Here is a 13327-nt window from a genome sequence, read left to right on the forward strand (position 1 = left end):
CGAACGGCTCGCGCAACCGGCCATGCACCCACCGGGACCGAGAGGTCACAACCCTACCGAAGAGGGCTGCAGAAGGGATGGTCCTCTAATGAGCGAGTGGAGCGAGCTCATCATCGAGAGGTGCGCGTTGCGCGAAGCGCTCGCCGAGCGTAGCGAGGTGGGCGCATGAGCGGTATCGCCGGGCTGGTGTCGCGCACCGGGGATGTGCGCGAACAGGCCGAGCTCGTACTGGAGTTCACCGACACCCTGACCCACCGCGGCCCGCGCCGCGGCGGCACCTGGCTGGCCCGGCACGCCGGTCTCGGCCACCGGCAGTTCCACACCGGGCCCCGCAACGACGTGCCGCAGCCCTGGTTCCCGCCCGAACTGGACCCGGCGCCGGCCGTCGTCGCCTTCTCCGGCGAACTGCTCAATCCCGGCCCGCTGCACACCGCACTGACCGCCCGCGGCCAGCGCATCCGCAACGGTTCGGACGCCGAACTCGTCCTGCGCGCCTACCTGGAATGGGGCACCGACGCCGCCGAGCGGCTGGTCGGCGGCTACGCGGCGGCGATCTGGGACACCCGCACCGAGGAGCTGGTGCTGATCCGCGACCGGCTCGGCGTCGAGCCGCTCTACTGGGCCGAACTCCCGGACGGATCCCTCGCGTTCGGCTCCGAACCGAAGGCCCTGCTGGCCGCCGGACTGCCCGCCGAGGTGGACGCGAACGGCCTGGTGGACGTCCTCACCGTCGCGCTCAAGCGCCCCGGCGACGCCGTCTACCGTGGCCTGCACGAGGTCCGCCCCGGCTGGCTGCTGGTGGCCGGCCCGAACGGCGTGCGCCACCGGCGCTACTGGGCGCCGGTGGCCGCCGAGCACACCGACGACGAGCGGACCACCGTCCAGCGGGTGCGCGCCCTGCTCGCCGACACCGTGCGCCGGCAGTCCGCCGACACCGGCGTCAAGCCCGGCGCCCTGCTCTCCGGCGGACTGGACTCCAGCGCCATCGTCGGTCTGGCCGCGGCCGGCGGCGACAAGGTCTCCACCTACTCGGTCGACTTCGCCGGCAGCGAGACCGACTTCAAGGCCGACGCCCTGCACGTCAGCCGGGACGCCCCGTACGTGCGGGCGGTGATCGACCACGTGGGCACCCGGCACACCGAGATCCTGTTGGACGCCCCCTCGCTGCTCGACCACCTGGGCGCCACCCTGCGCGCCCGCGATCTGCCCGGCGTCGGCGACCTCGACGTCTCGCTGCACCTGCTCTTCCGCGAGGTGCGCGCCCACGCCGAGGTGGTGCTCTCCGGCGAGGGCGCGGACGACGTCTTCGGCGGCTTCCCCTGGTTCGCCGCCGAGGCCGAGCGCCCGACCGCCAGCTTCCCGTGGTCGGCCGGGATCACCGACCGCAGCGGGATGCTCTCCGCCGAGCTGCGCCGCCACCTGGACGTGGACGCCGAGGTGGCCGCCCGCTACGGCGAGGCGCTCGCCGAGGTCCCACGGCCGGCGGGCGAGTCGGGCGCGGACCGCCGGCTGCGCGAGGCCTTCCACCTCCAGCTCACCCGCTTCCTGCCGTTCCTGCTGGACCGCAAGGACCGGATGAGCTTCGCGGCCGGCCTGCTGGTCCGGCTGCCGTTCACCGACCACCGGCTGGTCGAGTACGTGTGGAACGCCCCGTGGGCGCTCAAGCGGGTCGGCGGCCGGGAGAAGGGCCTGCTGCGCGAGGCGGTCGCCGACCTGCTGCCCACCGAGGTGGTGCGGCGGCAGAAGAGCGGCTTCCCGTTCGGGCAGAGCCCGGAGTACCTGGAGGCGGTCCGCGAGGCCGTCCGCGCCCTGCTCGCCGATCGGGACTCGCCCGCCCTGCCGCTGCTGAACGCCGAGGCGCTGCGCGCCCAGGTGGACGGCGGCGACTGGCACACCGGCACCTTCACCCCGCCGCCCTGGCTGCCGCGCGCCCTGCTGCTGGACGCCTGGCTGCGGACGTACGGCGTCCGCGTGGTGCTCTGACCCTCCGACCGCACCGCACGACGCCGCCCGTACCCCTGCTCCACCGGGGTACGGGCGGCACGGCGTCTCCCGCCGGACGGCGCCCGGCTCTCCCCGGGGAACGCCCGGGGAGAACGCCGGCGGGCCGGCCGCCCCCGCAGGGGTGACCGGCCCGCCGGCGGCCGCGGTGCGTCAGGCCCGCTTCCCCCAGGCGGTGAAGACCGCGAGGGAGAGGTCGCGGAACTCCGGGTCGGCGAGCTCCCGGTAGGCGGCCTCGAAGTCCTCGTCGGTGGCGAGCCCGGCGGCCACCACGGCCGGCCGGGTCTGCTCCAGGGTGAGCCGCCACCACTCGGCCTCGTCGTCCCCGCCCGCGATCAGCTGGAAGCGCGCGTCGTGGCCGAGGCCGCTGAGCCCCTTGCCCTCCAGCGGCACCGGCAGGCTGCGCGCCCACTCGGTGTCGGTGCCCACCGCGGTCTCCAGGTGGCGGCGGAAGGCCCGCAGCGCGGTCCGGTAGCCGGGGTGCGGCGAATCCTTGATCGGGAAGAAGGCCGGCTCCTCCAGCACCAGCGTCCCGCCCGGGGCCAGCCACCGGACCAGCCGCTCCACCGCCTTCTCCGGGTCGGACAGGTGGATCACCACGTACCGGGCGTGGATGAAGTCGAAGGAGGCGGGCGGGAAGTCGTCGGTGTAGACGTCGTGGCGCAGCACGCGCACGCCGTCGGCGGCGAGTTCGTCCAGGAAGGTGGTGTCGAGGTCGGTCACGGTGACCTCGGCGCCCTGTCCGGCCAGCCAGCGGGCGACCGAGCCGCCGCCCCCGCCGACCTCCAGGACCCGGTGACCGGCCCGCAGGCCGAGCGCCCGGAAGCGGTTGCGGGTGTGCTCGTCCAGGACGGACTCCAGCAGCCGCAGCCGGTGCAGTTCGGTGCCCACGGCGTGGCTGAACACCCCGTCGCGGTAGCGCTCCTCCTTCCATTCCCAGCGTTCGCCGGTGGCTCCGGCGAAGACGGACTCCGAGCCGGTCTGTACGGTCATGGGCTTCTCCTGTGCTCGCGGTTCGGGCGTACGGACGGGACGTGCGGACCCGGCGTCCGACAGGGGCGCCAGGCTGGGACTGCGGGCGGGGGCTGCGGGCGGTCCGGGACGGTCAGACGAAGGCGAGGACGCGGACCGGGCCGCCGGTCCCGCCGCGGTGCTTGGGCGCGCCGACCACGGCGACGGCACCGAGGTCGGGCACGGTGTCGAGCCCGGCGAGGCACTCGATGGCGTACTTGCCGGCCGGCAGCAGCACCCGGTGGGTGTCCGGGTCGGCCGGGCGGGTGCCGGGGTCGAGGCTGATCGAGTCGGTGCCGACGCCGACCACCGAGCGCTCGGCGACCAGGAAGTGCGCGGCCTCCACGGAGATCCCGGGGAAGCGGTAGAGCCCTTCCGCGGGGTCGAGGTTGAGGAAGGCGCCGGGGGTGTCGATCCGGTGCGCCCAGTCGTTGTCGACGGCGAGCAGCGCGCCGTCGGGGATGCGGCCGTGCCGGCTCTCCCACGCCAGCAGGTCGTCGACGGTCAGTTCGGTGACGTGGTCGCGGGCGGCGCGCTCGCCGATCCGGACCACGGCCAGCGGCGCGACCAGGGTGTCGGCCGGGATCTGGTGGGTGGCCAGGCCGTCGTCGTCGAAGTGCGAGGGCGCGTCGAGGTGGGTGCCGATGTGCTCGTTGTAGGTGAGCTCGAAGGCGTTGTACTCGTGCTCGGCGAGGTTGGCGAGCCGCTTGATCTCCATCGGCTTGACGTACAGCTCGAACACCGGCCAGTCCGGGCCGACCACGTGGGTGAGGTCCCGGACGGCCCCGCGCGGCAGGCTGATCGGGGCCCTGTCCCGCAGCGGCGCCGGCACTTCGGCGGGACCGCCGGCGACGGGACCGGTGGCGGTGTGGCCGGTGGCGGTGTGGCCGGTGGCACCGGCCACCGTCTCCGGTGAGCACATGGGATTCCCCCTCCTGGAGAACATCTATGGAAAAACAATCTCCTGAACGCGTTATGCTGGTGACCCCGCCCGCAGAAGGAGTTCCGATGGCCACCGCCCCGCGGCCGCCCCGCCTCGCCTCGCCCAGCCGGACGGACGACGGGGGCGAGCGCCGGCAGTACTTCGCGACGCTCACCCGGGAGCGCCCCGACATCGCGCTCTGCCGGGCCACCACGGTGGTCGCCCGGGCGATCGACGAGGAGCTGACCGGCGCCCGGCTGACGGTGGCCCAGCACCTGGTGCTGAAGATGCTGGACGCGGTCGGGGCCTGCTCCCAGCAGGAGTTGAGCGAGCAGCTGCGGATCGACCGCAGCGTCATGGTCGGCTGCATCGACGCCCTGGAGAGCTCCGGGCTGGTGGTCCGCGAACGCCACCCGCGCGACCGCCGCGCCTACGCCGTCACCATGACCGAGGCCGGTTCGCAGGCCCTGGCCGACGCGGAGGCGGACATCGCCCCGATGATGGACCGGGTGTTCGCCGCACTCACCGCGGAGGAGCGGGACACGCTGATCCGGCTGACCCGCAAGCTCCTCGCCGTTCAGCCGGGCGGGTGAAGCCGTGGGCGTGTCCTGCGGTTCCCTGCCGGGTCCGCCGGGGCCCGCGGGACACGCCTCAGTCGGCCAGCGCCTGGTTGACCAGCTGCCGCAGACGTCCGTGCAGCTGGTGCGCACCGGAGGGCATCAGCTGGGTCAGGAACAGCACCGTCAGCCGCTCCGCCGGGTCCACCCAGAAGATGGTGGACGCGGCGCTGTGCCAGCCGTACTCCCCCGCGCTGGCCGGCACCCCGGCGGCCGCCGGGTCCTGCACCACCGCGAAACCGAGCCCGAAGCCGACCCCGGCGGTGGGCATCTCGGAGAACACCGGCCGTCCGACGCTCTTCAGGTCCCCGCCGCCGGGCAGGTGGTTGCGCAGCGCGTGCCGCAGCGTGTGGCGGCCGAGCACCCGCACGCCCTGGTACTCGCCCTCGCCGAGCAGCATCTGGCTGAACCGGTGGTAGTCGGCGAGCGTGGTGACCAGTCCGGAGCTGCCGGAGAGGCAGTCCGGCTCGCGCAGCACGTCACCGCCGAAGGCGTCGTTGCGAACGGCCTTCCCGTCGGCCGGGTTGACGACGTAGAAGGCGGCCAGCCGGTCGGCCTTGTCGGCCGGGACGTGGAAGCCGGTGTCCGCCATGCCGAGCGGCCCGAGCACCCGCCCGGCCAGGAACTCGTCCAGCCGCTTGCCCGACGCGACCTCGATCACCCGCCCGAGCACGTCGCTGGAGGCGCCGTAGTTCCAGGCGGTGCCGGGCTCGAAGAGCAGCGGGAAGGAGGCCCACTTCGCCACGCACCCGGCGAGGTCGAGGCCGGGCGCGGTGGTCCACTCGAAGCCGTTGGCGGTGTAGATCTCGTCCACCGGGTGCGCCCGGTGGAAGCCGTAGGTCAGGCCGGAGGTGTGGGTGAGCAGGTGCACGATCCGGATCGGCTCGGCGGCGGGGACGGTGACCGGCCGGGAGGCCGGACCGCGCTGGTAGACCCGGACGTCGGCGAACTCCGGCAGGTAGCGGGAGACCGGGTCCTGGAGGCCGATCGCGCCCTCCTCCAGGAGCACCAGCGCGGCCACCGAGGTGACCGGCTTGGTCATCGACCAGGACCGGTAGATGGTGTCCGGGGTCTGCGGCAGGCCGTTCTCGACGTCGCGGTGCCCGTACCCGGCGAGGTGGGCGACCTTCCCGCCGCGGGTGACGGCGAGCTGCCAGCCGGGCAGCCGACCGTCGTCCACGTAGGCCCGGAGGTACTCGTCGATCCGGCGCAGCCGCTCGGGATCCAGCCCCACCTCGGCGGGTTCGACTTCGACTTTGATCTGCGACATGGCGTCCTCTCGCGGTCGAGCACTCTCGTCATGTTTCGAATGTTCGAAGATAGTGGAAGCATAGGAAGAATCAACTCCGCACACAAGAGCGGAACTTGATGGCATGCCAGTAGTTCCACCTACTGGACTTCGAATGTTGCGCAAGTTTCGAACCATTAATAGGATCCGGAAGGATTCGCACCCCCCTTCCGACCCGACCGGAGCTGGAGCCTGCCCATGCCGCCCCTCGCGCTCTCCATCGACGAACTCCTCACCACCACCCGGGCGGTGCGCAAGCGACTGGACCTCACCCGCCCGGTGGAGCGCGAGCTGATCGAGGAGTGCCTCTCCCTGGCCACCCAGGCCCCCACCGGACGCAACCGCCAGCGCTGGGACTTCATGATCGTCACCGACCCGGCCAAGCGCTCCGCCATCGCCGACCTCTACCGCCTCGGCCTGGTCCGCCCCCGCCAGCAGGTGGTCGGCACCGGCGTCGACCGCACCGTCGGCGACCAGCTGCGCCGGCTCCGCCTGGCCGAGAGCGCCCAGCACCTCTTCGACCACCTGCACGAGGTCCCGGTCCTGGTGATCCCCTGCGTCCGGATCGAGGGCCGGCACGAGGTCGACTCCTTCGTCGGCCAGGCCAACACCTGGGGTTCGATCATCCCGGCCACCTGGCAGTTCATGCTCGCCGCCCGTTCCCGCGGCCTCGGCACCGCCTGGACCACCCCGCACCTGCACTACGAGCGCGAGGCCGCCCAGATCCTCGGCATCCCGTACGAGACCGTCCTCCAGGCCGCGCTGATCCCGCTGGCACACACCATCGGCACCGACTTCCGCCCCGGCCCCCGGGTCGGCACCGAGCAGATCGCCCACTGGGACGCCTGGTAGCCCCCGGCCGGGACGCCGGCCCCACCGGGGAGTTCTTGACCGTCGATCAGGCCGATCTTTAGGATGACTGCCATGTTCCGGGAATGTCGAGTCAACGGCCTTACTGCCGAGGCGACTTCCGACTGCGCGACGCACCGCTGCCGCTGTCGCCCCTGAACCCTCCTCCCGCGTCCGCGCGCTGAACCGCGCACCGACCCGACGCCGGAAGAAGATCTCCTCTCATCATCACGATTCCGCCCCGCGGTGGTGCCCCCACGCACCCCGCCGATTCCGGCTGCCCGGAGTTCCGGAATCTCGACGGCAAGGAGAACGAACATGAGCCTGTCCCTCTACCGCTCCGCCGATCCGTCCGATCCCGCCGGCCCCACCGTCCGGGTGCTCATCTGCGCCGCCTCACCACTGCTGCGCACCGGGCTGCGCACCATCCTGCAACGCTCACCCGGACTGCAACCCCTGACCGAACTCTCCACCACCGCCAGAATCGCCCAGGCCTGCGCCGCCAAACGCCCGGACGTGGTGGTCATCGACGCCGACATGCCCGGGATGGAGGCCTGCGAGGTCAAGAAGCTCACCACCGCCCAGGACGCTGGGCAGCCCGGCGTCATCCTGCTGGTCCGCCCCGGCGACCCGGACCGGATGCTCGACTACCTCAGAGCGGGCGCCCGCGGCCTGGTCCTGCGCGACGGACCGGAGTCCGACATGGTGCACGCGGTCCGGGCGGTCGCCGCCGGGAACGCGCTGATCTCCCCGCCGATCACCGCCGAGGTGGTCACCGAGATGGCCCGCCGGCTGCCCGGACCACCGCTGCACACCCCACCGCTGCTCCATCTGCTCACCCCCCGCGAGCAGGAGGTGCTCACACTGATCGCGGGCGGGCTGTCCAACGCCGAGATGGCCGCCGAGCTCCACCTCAGCGAGAAGACCGTCAAGTTCCACGTCTCCAACGTGCTCGGCAAGCTGCGCGTGCGCAGCCGGGCCCAGGCGATGGTCTACGCCCGGTCGGGACACCGGGCGGCCGGCTGAGCCACCGGCCGCCCGGCGCGGCGTCACGTCTGCGGGGCCAGGGCCCGCAGCGTGTCGCGCATCCCCTCCGGTCCGGCGCCGAACTCCGGTACCGGCAGCACTGCCAGCAGCGGCGTGTCCACCCCCGCCGCCACGAACTCCGCCACCCGCTCCCGGCACTCCCCCGGGGACCCGTGGATCAGCAGTGCGTCGACCAGGTGCTCGGGCACCGCCGCGCACGCGCCGTGGAAGTCGCCCGCCGCCCACGCGGCGTGCGAGGCGGCCAGCTCCTCGCCGCGCCCCAGCCAGTCGTGGAAGCCGCCGTACGTCCGGGCGTTGAGGATCGGCCCGAGCAACTGCCGTCCCTGCCACCGGGCGTGGTCGCGGTCCTTGGTCGGGCAGACGAACAACCGGGCCACCACCTCCTTGGTGCGGCCCGCTTCCCCCATCGCGGCCCGTACCCGCGGCACGTCCGCGGCCGCCAGGAAGTTGGTCACCAGCCCGTCCGCCTCCCGTCCGGCCAGCCGCAGCATCTGCGGGCCGAGGGCGCCCATCATCACCGGCGGCACCGGGTCGGGCCGCAGCACCGGGGTGTACCGCTCGATGGTGAAGGAGTCGAACGCGCCCTGCACCGTCCGTCCGGCCAGCGCCTGCTTCAGGAACCGCACGGTGTCGCGGACCTGACGGTACGGGCGCTCGAACGGGATGCCGTTGATCCGGGTGACGAACGGCGGGCCGGAGGAGCCGACGCCCACCACCACCCGGCCCGGCGCGGCCTCGGCCAGCGAGGCGACCGTCATGGCGAGCAGCGCCGGCCCGCGGGTCTGCACCGGCACCACGCCGGTGCCCAGCCGCAGTGCCGGCGCCCAGGCCGCCGCGAGCGCCAGCGGGGTGAAACCGTCGTAGCCCGCCGCCTCGCCGGTCCACACGTCGGTGTAGCCCAGGTCGGGCAGTTCCTCGACCAGTGCGCGGTGCCGGTGCAGCGGGACGCCGCGCAGCGGGAGCGTCAGACCGTAGCGGCCCACGGGCACCTCCGGGCGGTTCGCTCGCGGCGCTCACTCATCGGGTGTCCTTCCGCGGGAACGGCGGTGCGGGCCGGCCCCATTGCCTAAGATTGGATAGTACGCCAAAGTTCGAACAATCCATCACGCGACCAGGACGACCAAGGAGCCGCCATGCGGACCCCGAGCCACCCGGCCACCGACTCCATCGAGCTCGCCGGCATCTTCCACGCCCTCAGCGACCCGGCCCGCCTCTCCATCGTGACCGGCCTGGCCCAGGTCGACGAGCAGTGTTGCAGCGATCTGGACGTCCCCCTGTCCAAGTCGACCCTCTCGCACCACCTCAAGGTGCTGCGCGAGGCCGGCGTCACCACCACCCGGGTCGAGGGCACCCGCCGGCTGATGTCGCTGCGCCGGGACGACCTCGACCTGCGCTTCCCCGGCCTGCTGGACGCCGTGCTGAACGCCGCGACCCGTGAGCCCGCCGACGCCCACTGATTCTCCCCGACACTCCCGGGGCCGCTCTTCGGCCGTACGACCGGTCTGCGCCCCGGCCTTTGGACCTGAATCGGCCCCGCCCGGCCCCACCGGGCGCGCCGATGGCCCAGGCTGGCCGCGTTCCCCCCGTCCGCAGCCCGCACTGGAGTCCGCCGTGCCCGTCGACACCCTCACCCACGAGACCGCCGCCCGCGCCGCCCTCGACGCCTTCCTCGACGCCCTCAACAGCCGCGACCTGGCGGCCTGGGCGGAGACCCTGCACTACCCGCACGTCCGGGTGCACGAGGGCGAGGTGACGGTCTGGGAGGACCGGACCGGCTACGTCGAGCGCTCCGCCCCCGAGCTGGCCCGGCTGGTCGGCTCCGGCTGGGCCCGCAGCGGCTGGGAGAGCGTCGAGCTGAGCCAGTCCTCCCCCGACCAGGTGCACGCCCTGGTCCGCTTCGCCCGCTACGACGCGGCCGGGGAGCGCACCGGCGCCTTCGACTCGGTCTACGTGCTCACCCGGCGCTCCGACCGCTGGGGCGTGCTCGCCCGGATCGGCTTCCAGACCGTCTGACCCGCCGCCCCGGCCCGGGAGCGCCCCGGACACGACGGCGGGGCCGGCCGGGAAGTCCCGGACCGGCCCCGCCGCGGAGCGCTCAGGCCCCTATCGGCCGCTGGCTCCGCACCGCCTGGAGCAGCCCGACGGCCATCCAGTTCGCGAACATCGACGAGCCGCCGTACGAGACGAACGGCAGCGGGATGCCCGCGACCGGCATGATGCCCAGGCACATCCCGATGTTCTCGAAGGCCTGGAAGGACAGCCAGGCGATGATCCCGGCCGCCACGATCGTCCCGTACAGGTCGGTCGCCTGCCGGGCGATCCGGCAGGCGCGCCAGAGGATCACGCCGACCAGCGCGATGATCGCCAGCGCCCCGACGAAGCCGAGCTCCTCGCCGGCCACGGTGAACACGAAGTCGGTCTGCTGCTCCGGCACGAACTGCCCGACCGTCTGGGTGCCGTGGAACAGCCCCTTGCCGGTCAGTCCGCCCGAGCCGATCGCGATCCGGGCCTGCGCGGTGTTGTAGCCGACGCCGTTCGGGTCCAGCTGTGGGTTGGCGAAGGCGGCGAAGCGGTCGATCTGGTACTGGCTCAGCAACCCGAACTTCCAGATCGCCACGCACCCGGCGGTGCCCGCGACCAGCAGGCCGAGCACCCAGCGGTTCGCCGCCCCGGAGCCGAGCAGGATGCCCAGCACGATCGCGGCCATCACCATCACCGAGCCGGCGTCCGGCATCAGCAGCACGATGCACATCGGCAGCCCGGCCCAGAGCAGCCCCCGGAACACCGCCTGGTGCGAGGGGAACTCCCGCTCCCCGGCGTCCACCTGGTCCGACAGCACGACCGCCATCGCCAGCACGATCGCGAGTTTCGCGAACTCGGCCGGCTGGACCGAGAAGCCGCCGCCAAGCTGGATCCACGAGTGCGCGCCGTTGATGGTCGAGCCCAGCGGGCTGAGCGTCGCCAGCAGCAGCACGATCACGCCGACGTACAGGAACGGCACGATCGTGCGGAAGCGCCGGCTCCCTATCGCTATCACCACGGCGCACAGCACCAGCCCGACCACGAAGTTGGTCAGGTGCCGGTACAGGAAGTACTGCGGGTCCCCGTGGGTCAGCGAGTCGCGCCCGCGGGTGGCCGACCAGACCAGCAGCGAGCTGCCGCCCGAGAGGGCCAGCGCGGCGAGCAGCAGTATCCAGTCGAGCCGCCAGAGCGGGGAGTCCTTGGCCAGGGCCTTGGAGACCCCGCTGCGCTGCGGGGCCAGCCGCAGCTGCCGGTACGAGCCGTAGGAGGTCATGCCCGTCCCCTTCCCGGTCCGCGCGAGGGTTCGAGCGCGGCGTCGGCCGCCGTGTACGACGCCGGACGGTCGGCCGGCGGCGCCTGGTCGAGGAAGGCCGGCGCGGGGGCCGCCTGCGCCGCGGCCGCGTCGAGCAGGGCCGGAGCCGGCGCGACGGCCGGGGCCTGGGCTCCCGGCGCCGGGTCGACACCGTACGAGGCCTGCTTGATGATCGCGGTGCCGTCCGGGTTGAACTTCGGCAGCTCGGTCTGCGGCGCGGGCAGCAGCGCCTTGGTGTTGTCGATGGCGCCCTTGTCGTCCACGCCGTACAGCGCCTGGTAGACCCGGCGGATGGCGTCACCGGAACCGCCGGAGCCGGTGCCGCCCTGGCTGATCGTCATGACGACGGCGTAGTCCTTGCTGTACGTGGTCAGCCAGGAGGTGGTCTGCTTGCCCTCGACCTCGGCGGTGCCGGTCTTGGCGTGCAGCGCGATCTTGTCCTGCGGCCAGCCGTTGAACTTCCAGGCCGCGGTACCGGACTTGATGACGCCCTCGGTGGCCTGGTCGATGTAGCTGAGCAGCTTCTGGTCGCCGGGGAACTTGGCGTCCTCGTGCGGGGCGATCTCGCGGACGAGGTCCCCGCTCGGGCTTATCACGGCCTTGGCGACGGTCGGCCGGTAGAAGGTGCCTCCGTTGGCCAGCGCCGAGTAGATCCGGGCCATCTGGACCGGGGTGACGAGGGTGTCGCCCTGGCCGATCGCGAAGTTGACGGCGTCACCGGCACGCATCTGGTAGCCGTCGACGCAGTTTTCCCGGGCGATCTGGTCGGAGTAGCTGTTGCCGCCCTTCTGCCCCTGCGCGCACCAGGCGTCCTTGTTGTTGTCGTAGAAGGACTGCTTCCACTGCCGGTCCGGCACCCGGCCGGGGACCTCGGACGGCAGGTCGATGCCGGTCTTGGCGCCCAGGCCGAACTGGTGGGCGGTCTTGAAGAACCAGTCGCCGGGGTCCTGCTTCGGCTTGATGCCGCCGTCCTTCATCCACTGGTCGTACGCCAGGCCGTAGAAGACGGTGTCGCAGGAGACCTCCAGCGCCTTCTCCAGGGAGATCTGGCCGAAGTTCTCGCTCTCGAAGTTCTTGAACTCGCGGCCGCCGATGGTCACGCTCTTCGGGCAGTCGTAGCGGCCGTCCAGCGAGTAGCCGGCCTGCACGGCGGCGGTGGTGGAGATGACCTTGAAGGTCGAACCGGGGGCGGACTGACCCTGTATGGCCCGGTTCAGCAGCGGGAAGTTGGATTCCTTGCTGGTCAGCGACTGGTAGTCCTTGCCACTGATGCCGCCCACCCAGAGGTTCGGGTCGTAGGTCGGGGCGCTCGCCATCGCGACGATCCGCCCGGTGTGCACGTCCATCACGACGGCGGCCCCGGAGTCGGCCTCGTAGTTGCGGTTGGTGACCTTGTCGAAGGTGTTCCGGGCGTCGGCCATGGCCTGCGCCAGGTTGTCCTCGACCACCTTCTGCACCCGGGCGTCGATGCTGGTGACCAGGTTGTCACCGGTCTGCGGGGCGACGGTGCCGGCGTTGCCGATCACCCGGCCGAGGTTGTCCACCTCCAGCTTGGTGATGCCCGCGGTGCCGCGCAGGTCGCGGTCGTACACCGACTCCAGGCCGGCCCGCCCGATCTGGTCGGCCGGCAGGTAGCGGTCCAGGCCGCTCTTGCCGGAGGTCTTGCTGACCTCCTCGTCGGTGACCGGCGAGAGGTAGCCGAGCACCTGGGCCAGGTTGGCGCCCTCGGCGCCGGTGTAGCGGCGCACGGCGGTGGGCTGCGCGGTGACCCCGGGGAAGTCCTCTCGGCGCTCCATTATCTGCATCGCCTGCTGGGTGGTCGCCTCCTTGGTGACCGGGATCGGCTGGTACGGCGAACCGTTCCAACAGGGCTGAGGGGTCTTGGCGTCGCAGAGCCGGACCTTCTCCTGCACGTCCTTGGCGGGCATCCCCAGCACCTCGGCCAGCCGGGACAGCACCGCCTTGCCGCCGTCCTTCTGCTGGAGCAGCGAGGTGCGGCTGACCGAGACCACCAGCCGGGTCTCGTTGCCGGCCAGCACCCGTCCGGAGGCGTCCAGTATCTCGCCGCGGACGGCCGGCTCGACCACCTCGCGGATGTGGTTGCCGGTCGCCTTCGCGGTGTACTCCTTGGCGTTGCGGATCTGCAGGTACCACAGCCGCCCGCCGAGGGTGGCGAGCAGCGACAGCACCAGGATCTGCAGCACCACCAGACGGATCGTCACCCTTCGGGTGCGGCCGGTCTCGGGGATGTTGCTCAC

General features: G+C 72.4%; 12 protein-coding genes. 6 read left to right on the plus strand and 6 right to left on the minus strand.

Annotated features, from left to right (window positions below; all coding sequences use genetic code 11):
* Positions 1–165: 165 nt before the first annotated feature.
* On the plus strand, positions 166–1983 hold the full coding sequence (asnB, locus tag AB0O11_RS29945) for an asparagine synthase (glutamine-hydrolyzing) (RefSeq protein ID WP_363393206.1): 1818 nt from the start codon (positions 166–168) through the stop codon (positions 1981–1983).
* Positions 1984–2154: 171 nt separating this feature from the next.
* On the opposite strand, the gene AB0O11_RS29950 is transcribed toward asnB, so the two are convergent.
* Together AB0O11_RS29950 and AB0O11_RS29955 are read right to left on the minus strand one after the other, a co-directional pair.
* Complete coding sequence (locus tag AB0O11_RS29950) at positions 2155–2994, minus strand: methyltransferase domain-containing protein (RefSeq protein WP_363393209.1); 840 nt, start codon at positions 2992–2994, stop codon at positions 2155–2157.
* Between the two features lie 112 nt (positions 2995–3106).
* Positions 3107–3934 (minus strand): cyclase family protein, encoded by an 828-nt coding sequence (locus tag AB0O11_RS29955; protein WP_363393212.1) that lies wholly within the window; start codon positions 3932–3934, stop codon positions 3107–3109.
* Between the two features lie 86 nt (positions 3935–4020).
* Here AB0O11_RS29955 and AB0O11_RS29960 point away from each other — a divergent pair, with 86 nt between their 5' ends.
* Positions 4021–4527 carry a MarR family transcriptional regulator gene (locus AB0O11_RS29960; protein ID WP_363393215.1) on the plus strand — a complete coding sequence of 169 codons (507 nt, stop codon included), beginning with the start codon at positions 4021–4023 and terminating at the stop codon, positions 4525–4527.
* Between the two features lie 58 nt (positions 4528–4585).
* Here the strand turns inward: AB0O11_RS29960 and AB0O11_RS29965 are convergent, their stop codons facing one another.
* Entirely contained in the window at positions 4586–5821 is a 1236-nt protein-coding gene (locus AB0O11_RS29965; RefSeq protein WP_363393217.1) for a serine hydrolase domain-containing protein, read from the minus strand.
* Positions 5822–6037: 216 nt separating this feature from the next.
* Between AB0O11_RS29965 and AB0O11_RS29970 the strand changes: the two genes are divergently transcribed.
* Together AB0O11_RS29970 and AB0O11_RS29975 are read left to right on the plus strand one after the other, a co-directional pair.
* Positions 6038–6691: a nitroreductase family protein gene (locus AB0O11_RS29970; protein WP_363393220.1), complete on the plus strand. Its 654-nt coding sequence runs from the start codon at positions 6038–6040 to the stop codon at positions 6689–6691.
* 315 nt (positions 6692–7006) lie between these two features.
* A complete protein-coding gene (locus AB0O11_RS29975) occupies positions 7007–7714 on the plus strand; it encodes a response regulator transcription factor (RefSeq protein WP_363393222.1) in 708 nt (235 codons plus the stop codon).
* Positions 7715–7737: 23 nt separating this feature from the next.
* Here the strand turns inward: AB0O11_RS29975 and AB0O11_RS29980 are convergent, their stop codons facing one another.
* The gene (locus tag AB0O11_RS29980) at positions 7738–8718 is read right to left on the minus strand and encodes an LLM class F420-dependent oxidoreductase (RefSeq protein WP_363393225.1); all 981 of its coding nucleotides are present in this window, start codon (positions 8716–8718) and stop codon (positions 7738–7740) included.
* 150 nt (positions 8719–8868) lie between these two features.
* Between AB0O11_RS29980 and AB0O11_RS29985 the strand changes: the two genes are divergently transcribed.
* Positions 8869–9192: a metalloregulator ArsR/SmtB family transcription factor gene (locus AB0O11_RS29985; RefSeq protein ID WP_363393228.1), complete on the plus strand. Its 324-nt coding sequence runs from the start codon at positions 8869–8871 to the stop codon at positions 9190–9192.
* A 154-nt stretch (positions 9193–9346) separates the two neighbouring features.
* Positions 9347–9748, plus strand: a complete 402-nt coding sequence (locus AB0O11_RS29990; RefSeq protein WP_363393231.1) for a hypothetical protein — start codon at positions 9347–9349, stop codon at positions 9746–9748.
* An 82-nt stretch (positions 9749–9830) separates the two neighbouring features.
* On the opposite strand, the gene rodA is transcribed toward AB0O11_RS29990, so the two are convergent.
* Together rodA and mrdA are read right to left on the minus strand one after the other, a co-directional pair.
* Entirely contained in the window at positions 9831–11030 is a 1200-nt protein-coding gene (gene rodA / locus AB0O11_RS29995; RefSeq protein WP_363393234.1) for a rod shape-determining protein RodA, read from the minus strand.
* A complete protein-coding gene (mrdA, locus tag AB0O11_RS30000; RefSeq protein ID WP_363393237.1) occupies positions 11027–13327 on the minus strand; it encodes a penicillin-binding protein 2 in 2301 nt (766 codons plus the stop codon). The genes rodA and mrdA overlap by 4 nt, the downstream gene beginning before the upstream one ends.

The sequence above is a fragment of the Kitasatospora sp. NPDC093102 genome, assembly GCF_040683915.1.
In the GTDB taxonomy this organism is placed as follows: domain Bacteria; phylum Actinomycetota; class Actinomycetes; order Streptomycetales; family Streptomycetaceae; genus Kitasatospora.